Origin of the sequence: Burkholderia sp. (assembly GCF_018375725.1) — a bacterium.
GTDB lineage: Bacteria > Pseudomonadota > Gammaproteobacteria > Burkholderiales > Burkholderiaceae > Burkholderia.
This window is the reverse complement of record NZ_JAHACR010000292.1, coordinates 1-5156: the sequence shown is the minus strand read 5'-3', so window position 1 is coordinate 5156 and position 5156 is coordinate 1. Positions and strand designations below refer to the sequence as shown.

General features: G+C 58.8%; 12 protein-coding genes. All 12 read right to left on the bottom strand.

Features of this window, described 5'->3' with window-relative positions:
* Nucleotides 1-180: 180 nt before the first annotated feature.
* A complete protein-coding gene (locus tag KH616_RS21015) occupies nt 181-1308 on the bottom strand; it encodes a tyrosine-type recombinase/integrase (RefSeq protein WP_292250471.1) in 1128 nt (375 codons plus the stop codon).
* Nucleotides 1298-1507 carry an excisionase gene (locus KH616_RS25435; protein WP_366835021.1) on the bottom strand — a complete coding sequence of 70 codons (210 nt, stop codon included), beginning with the start codon at nt 1505-1507 and terminating at the stop codon, nt 1298-1300. The genes KH616_RS21015 and KH616_RS25435 overlap by 11 nt, the downstream gene beginning before the upstream one ends.
* A complete protein-coding gene (locus tag KH616_RS21010; protein WP_292250470.1) occupies nt 1467-1802 on the bottom strand; it encodes a hypothetical protein in 336 nt (111 codons plus the stop codon). The genes KH616_RS25435 and KH616_RS21010 overlap by 41 nt, the downstream gene beginning before the upstream one ends.
* Nucleotides 1803-1958: 156 nt before the next feature.
* Nucleotides 1959-2186, bottom strand: a complete 228-nt coding sequence (locus KH616_RS21005; RefSeq protein WP_292250469.1) for a hypothetical protein — start codon at nt 2184-2186, stop codon at nt 1959-1961.
* On the bottom strand, nt 2183-2431 hold the full coding sequence (locus KH616_RS21000; protein ID WP_292250467.1) for a hypothetical protein: 249 nt from the start codon (nt 2429-2431) through the stop codon (nt 2183-2185). The genes KH616_RS21005 and KH616_RS21000 overlap by 4 nt, the downstream gene beginning before the upstream one ends.
* A gap of 301 nt (nt 2432-2732) precedes the next feature.
* Nucleotides 2733-2906 carry a hypothetical protein gene (locus KH616_RS20995; RefSeq protein WP_292250466.1) on the bottom strand — a complete coding sequence of 58 codons (174 nt, stop codon included), beginning with the start codon at nt 2904-2906 and terminating at the stop codon, nt 2733-2735.
* Nucleotides 2907-2929: 23 nt separating this feature from the next.
* Nucleotides 2930-3208, bottom strand: a complete 279-nt coding sequence (locus KH616_RS20990) for a hypothetical protein (RefSeq protein ID WP_292250465.1) — start codon at nt 3206-3208, stop codon at nt 2930-2932.
* Between the two features lie 107 nt (nt 3209-3315).
* On the bottom strand, nt 3316-3609 hold the full coding sequence (locus KH616_RS20985; protein ID WP_292250464.1) for a hypothetical protein: 294 nt from the start codon (nt 3607-3609) through the stop codon (nt 3316-3318).
* Nucleotides 3606-4007 carry a hypothetical protein gene (locus KH616_RS20980; RefSeq protein ID WP_292250463.1) on the bottom strand — a complete coding sequence of 134 codons (402 nt, stop codon included), beginning with the start codon at nt 4005-4007 and terminating at the stop codon, nt 3606-3608. Before KH616_RS20980 ends, KH616_RS20985 begins: the two co-directional genes overlap by 4 nt.
* Nucleotides 3997-4680 carry a hypothetical protein gene (locus KH616_RS20975; RefSeq protein WP_292250462.1) on the bottom strand — a complete coding sequence of 228 codons (684 nt, stop codon included), beginning with the start codon at nt 4678-4680 and terminating at the stop codon, nt 3997-3999. The genes KH616_RS20980 and KH616_RS20975 overlap by 11 nt, the downstream gene beginning before the upstream one ends.
* A 2-nt stretch (nt 4681-4682) precedes the next feature.
* On the bottom strand, nt 4683-4943 hold the full coding sequence (locus KH616_RS20970; RefSeq protein WP_292250460.1) for a hypothetical protein: 261 nt from the start codon (nt 4941-4943) through the stop codon (nt 4683-4685).
* The coding region (locus tag KH616_RS20965; RefSeq protein WP_292250458.1) for a hypothetical protein at nt 4940-5156 on the bottom strand (217 nt) is incomplete at its 5' end. The genes KH616_RS20965 and KH616_RS20970, both read right to left, overlap by 4 nt.

The window sequence follows — 5156 nt, the reverse complement described above, 5'->3', positions numbered from 1 at the left end:
ATGTGAATTTCGGTGATATAAATCACGCCACAAAAGCATCATAGCCAGTTGATTTTTAACGTGAAATGGCGTTTTTGCGCCTTGATCCGATGGCAATGACGCGGCTGGATCACGCAGCCTTATACCTTAAGGGTTTTCGGTGGGTCGTCCAAAATTCGTCAAAATCCAATCCAAAATTTTCTACGAAGATCGGATCTTGACTTCGGCCCATTCGCGCCCGCGGGCGTCGCGATAAAGCTCTGTCATCTGGGCGCTCTTGTGCCCAAGTAGCGCCTGAGCAAACTCGGCCCCAAACTCATCACCATATAGTCGTGCAGACAGCGAGCGAATCTCGTGAAAAGTTGGCGCAGTCTTGCCATCCTCCACGACGATCCCCGCCTCGTCACGAAACTGAGCAAAGACTTCGCTGAGCTTGCCTATCAGCGGGCTTTGCCCTGGCTTGGACGTGCCTCGCGCGCGGACGTAGTGGATAACATGCTTTGACACGATATCGTCCCGGCAATCGCGGATCACGTCGTCAATCGTCAGCTTAATCGACTTAAGACCAAGGGTCACCGGAATTTTGAGCTTGGTTGCCCCTTGACTCTTTCCTTGCTCCACCCATACGAATCCGTCGCGCACGTCGGAGAATTTCATGTTCTTGATATCCTCGCGACGCTGGCCGGTAAGCAGCGCCAACAAGAATGCTCGGGCAGCCCACACCATGCCAGGATCCTTCCTGGCGGCGGCAACAATTTTCGTGAAGTCATCCAGAGTAAGGCGCTGACGCATCACCTTGCTCTTTGGCTTGCGGATAGCCGAAACAGGATTTTTGCCAGCCTCCAGCAACGCCTCGGCAATGGCCTCGTTGAACATATCTGACAGGCGGCTTCGAAGCTGACCGCCGCGCGATGCGCTAACCGTCCCAGCGATGCTCTTGATCCATTTGCTCACATCGTTTGGTGTCACCTTGTACAGCGCATAATCTTTGAACGGCGCCTTCTTGATAGCCTCTAGGTCACTGCTGACATTCGCCTGCGTGCGCGGGTTGCTGTTCCCTCGATCAATGAAGATCTCTTTGTACCGCCGACACCATTCGGCTACCGTCGTCTCGGCTCCATTCATGCGCTGAATCAGGCTGACGTGGCCTTTCCGGTATTCAAGATCTGCGTTGGCCGCTCGCGCCTGATCGGCTGCAACCCGCAGATCTTTCCCAAGGCTGTACGTCTTGCCGGTCTTCGGATTTCTATACCAGAACGTTCCCGCTGAATTCTGGTACAGGTTCTTCGGCCAGTTGCGGCGGTCGGCATTACGTCGTCTAGCGGCCATCCGCCATTCTCCCGATCTTTTCTGCGACCGGATCGATATAACGCGCCTTCGGGTCGCATAGATACCTGCGTCCAACCTTAATGGGGCGCGGCATGATGCTGTTGCGCTTGATCCAGTTCAGAAGCGTGTTGTAATGCGGAGCATGCTCCCCGAACAAATCATGCGCCCATTCGCGCAGGGGTATCAACTTCGCCGCCATCCTTTTCCTCCAAGTTTTTGATTCGGCTCAGGTCGAATTCGTAGTGACCGCCTCGCCGCGATGAAACCCAGCAGAGCGCCCAGAACATCCGGTTCTCCTGCATGGCGGCGATCACGCTTTCGTTGCCAGACCATCCGCCGGTCGATAGCTTGAGAATATCGCCCTCAATGTGCCAGCCAAAGGACGGGCACCACCAGATCCCGGCCACAAACTCCAGCATCCCGGCAATGTCCGTGTAGGGCCATTCAGCGATACGTTTCAGTTCTTCGCCGTCTGGATAGCCGTCATCGTCCATTGATCGCCCCCTCCTTGTCCGCAAGCTCCTCAATCCGTCGCTCAGCCGCCTCGACGACGGGCTTCCAGCGTCTGACCGTTTCTCGCGCCGACACGAGATCGCATTCGCGGCATTGGCAGCTCCACTTGACCCCATGCGAGCATTGATCGTCTAGCATTACAGTTCATCCTCATCAATAGCGCTGGTGTAATGCGGTAGATAGCCGCCCTGTACGTGGTATGTCTTGCCGCACAGAATGTCGGGGCATTTGATCTCGGCGCGCCCCTCGTCAGGAGCAAGCGCGAATAGATCTTCGTGGTGGGCACACATCTCGTCGGAGTCCATCTCGTGGCCGCAATGTGGGCATGTCGGTGCGCCGCGCTCATACGTGTTGTGTTCCGTCACGTCGATTCCCCCAAGAGCATTGCGCCCTTGAACGCCTCGTCTACCGCATCTGCGATTTCCATGTGGCGATCAGTCGGCCAATACCCGTCATAGGCGTAGCAGCCATCGGGCGTGCGAACTCGGATATACCAGTTCTCGTCGCTGACGCGCTTCACCCAGATATGGTTTTGATCCCACCAGCCGCAGAACTCGTCCGGCTCGTTGATCTCGACGGTTCCTTCGTCGATGACTTTTTGAATGCTCATTCCTCATCCCCTCCATCCAGCGGACAGTGCCGCCTAGACTTCTCCGGCTCGCCATCCTCAATCTGCGGGCAATGCGCCCATGAGCAATCACCGTCTCGAGCGGCATGGCACGTTGCCGGTGATGCGAGCCCGCGCCACGGCCAGATACGAACTAGCGGCACTGTCGGCCCATGAAGATCGCGGAACCACATGCAGCCGCTATACCATGCACGGAATATGATCCCCGTGGATTCGTTGAGCATCTCGTAATAGCCGATCCGCAACGGATCGATATTGGCGGGATACCAGCCTGTCGTCTGCATCACCCCTCCCACCCAAACTGATGCTCATCCACCAGGTACTGAATCGCGTTCCGGTCGAGATCGGTCGGCTCATACCCCTGCCGCGCCCGAATCACTCCACCGGGCCAGCGAAATGATCCTTTGATCCACTCAAGCGCCGTTTCATATGTCCACTGCGTTGTTGCCTGCGACATGGTTGCTCTCCAGCTTTGTTCGGTTAGGGCGATAAGGCGTGTTGCTGTTTCGTGCATTCAGGTTCCGGCGCCTGCGGGGCGCGGTCATAGTGTTCTCGGGCATATGCCCATGCGATCTGGAATGTGTATGCGTCGGTGTTGTGGCCGCGAGCGCGTGAATCGGCGAAGGCGTCTTGCCAGTCATCAAGCTCAATCAATGGCGTGCCGCGCTTCCACCAATGAATCGCAAGCGCCAATCCCACACACAAACTGGCGGCACACCACCCGACGAGCAGGCCGGTGCCAAAACTGAGGTAGGCCACTTCAACCTCCCGCCACTCGATGCGTCTGCTCGCCGCCCCACTCCAAATCAGCGCAGATCTTCACGCCAATCACGAAAGCCGCAGCGATCAGCAGGCATAGGAATAGGTCACGCATGGCTTGCTCCTGAACGGGCGGCCGCATACTCGGCATATTCGGGCCAATACTTTGCAACGCTCTTTGCATGCGCAGCGGCGGTGCCATCCCATTCGACGACGACTGCGGTGATGCTTGGCCAGTGATCCGGGTTTTGGCCTGCTGCAATGGACGCCGCGCGTTGCTTCGCGAGATATTCGCCCCAGTGCGCATTGAACGCTGCCGCGACCTTGTCGGCTTCGTCTTTCGACGGAGCCGCGACAACATCGTCCGGGCCTTGGATGTGAAGCATCCAGAGTTTGCTCATTGTTTTTCTCCCAGTCTGGCGGCGTCGATGGCGGCGTCCATTTCTTCTCCGCGACAGCTCCGGATAAATCCCGGCTTGCCAGTCGGCACGGCAAACGTGAAGAAAATTCCTCGATAGCCGGGCGGCACGGTTGGCCCGAATGGGATTGACTTGAGAAGTCGATACCGATCGGCGTCGAGCTTGTCGGCGTCCGTCACCTCGGCGCGCGTCTCCGGTTGCGCGACGTTCTCGTGCACGATCGCGTAGACATCGGCTGCGAACTGTCGGAACGCCGCATGCATTTCCGGCGGGAAGTCGGCGACCGGTGGCGGCACGAGCCCCGTGAGCTTTCCGATGAATCGTGCGCATACTTCGATCATGGCCGGGTTGAGATCGTCGGGAAGCGTGTTACTCGTCATGGTCTTTTCCTTGAATTGCGACGCGCGGCTCTGAAATCCTGCCGTGGCACACCGGATCGCCCATCCAGTCCTTGTCACCACAAACCACGCAACGCTCGCCCTCGTCGTCCCATCGGTGGCTGCGCCGCTCCGGCTGTCCCGCACCTGCTTTCTTGGTGGGGAGGGAGGCGAGCGCTTCGAGCACATCTTCGAGCGCCGTGTTGTAGCCGAAGCGGTACTGCGATTCCGGCTCATCGGTCGGGCCGAGTTCGTCCGGCGGGTTCGCCATGAACATAGCCCGGATGCGTTCCGTCGCCACGGCTTGCGCTGCTGCCGCGCGGACTGCCTCACCGTATGCGTTCGCGTACCCCTGCATTTGATGCTCGGTGAAGTACGCGTGACCGGCGACATGCGCAAATGACTCAGGAAATACCGGGAGAGGCGGCCATTCGAACGCCGCCCGCTCATCGCCCCGCACTGCCGCATCATCGGCGACGGGCTGGCCCGGATGGGCGAGCAGCGCGGTCAGGCGCTCGAGCAGTGTGAGTTCAGCGTCGTAGAACGCCTTCGCGGCGAGATCGTCACCCCAATCCCCGTCGACGGTGTGGCAGTCCTTCAGTGCGTCGGCGCTGCGCGAAATGCTCTGGCAGGCGTCCATGATCGTCGCGCGCGCTTCGGCGGTCAGCTTGTTCATCATCACCACCTCACAATTGCGTACATGTTCACGAACTGGCTTTCTTCATAGAAGAAGTCGAGCGTGTATCCGATTTCTTTCAAAAGCTTCTCGGCCTCTTTCCATTCCTTCCCGCGGGCATATCCGACGTTGGCCCACCAGTCGTGGAGAATGATTTCGCGCTTCCCCTTTTCGGCAGCGGCGCGGATCAGCGGATCAAGCGCTTCGACGCGCTCTCGGATCGTCGGCCCGGCCATCTCGCGGGCCTCGGCGGCAGTGATCATCGATTGGCTCCATTGAGAAGGGCGCGGGCAAAGAACGGGGCCTGATACGCGCGGTCGGGAAACCACTTCTTCACGGCATCCGTGATCGCCTGTTCCGTCAGCCCCTCCCGAGCGTCTGCCTGCGCGGGCTCGTCTCGACCCTTCTTGAGCCCACGGTTGTATCCGAGCGAGTAGAGATTGTGGCCGTCCCGTGTCCGGGCAAGCGCCGGCAGT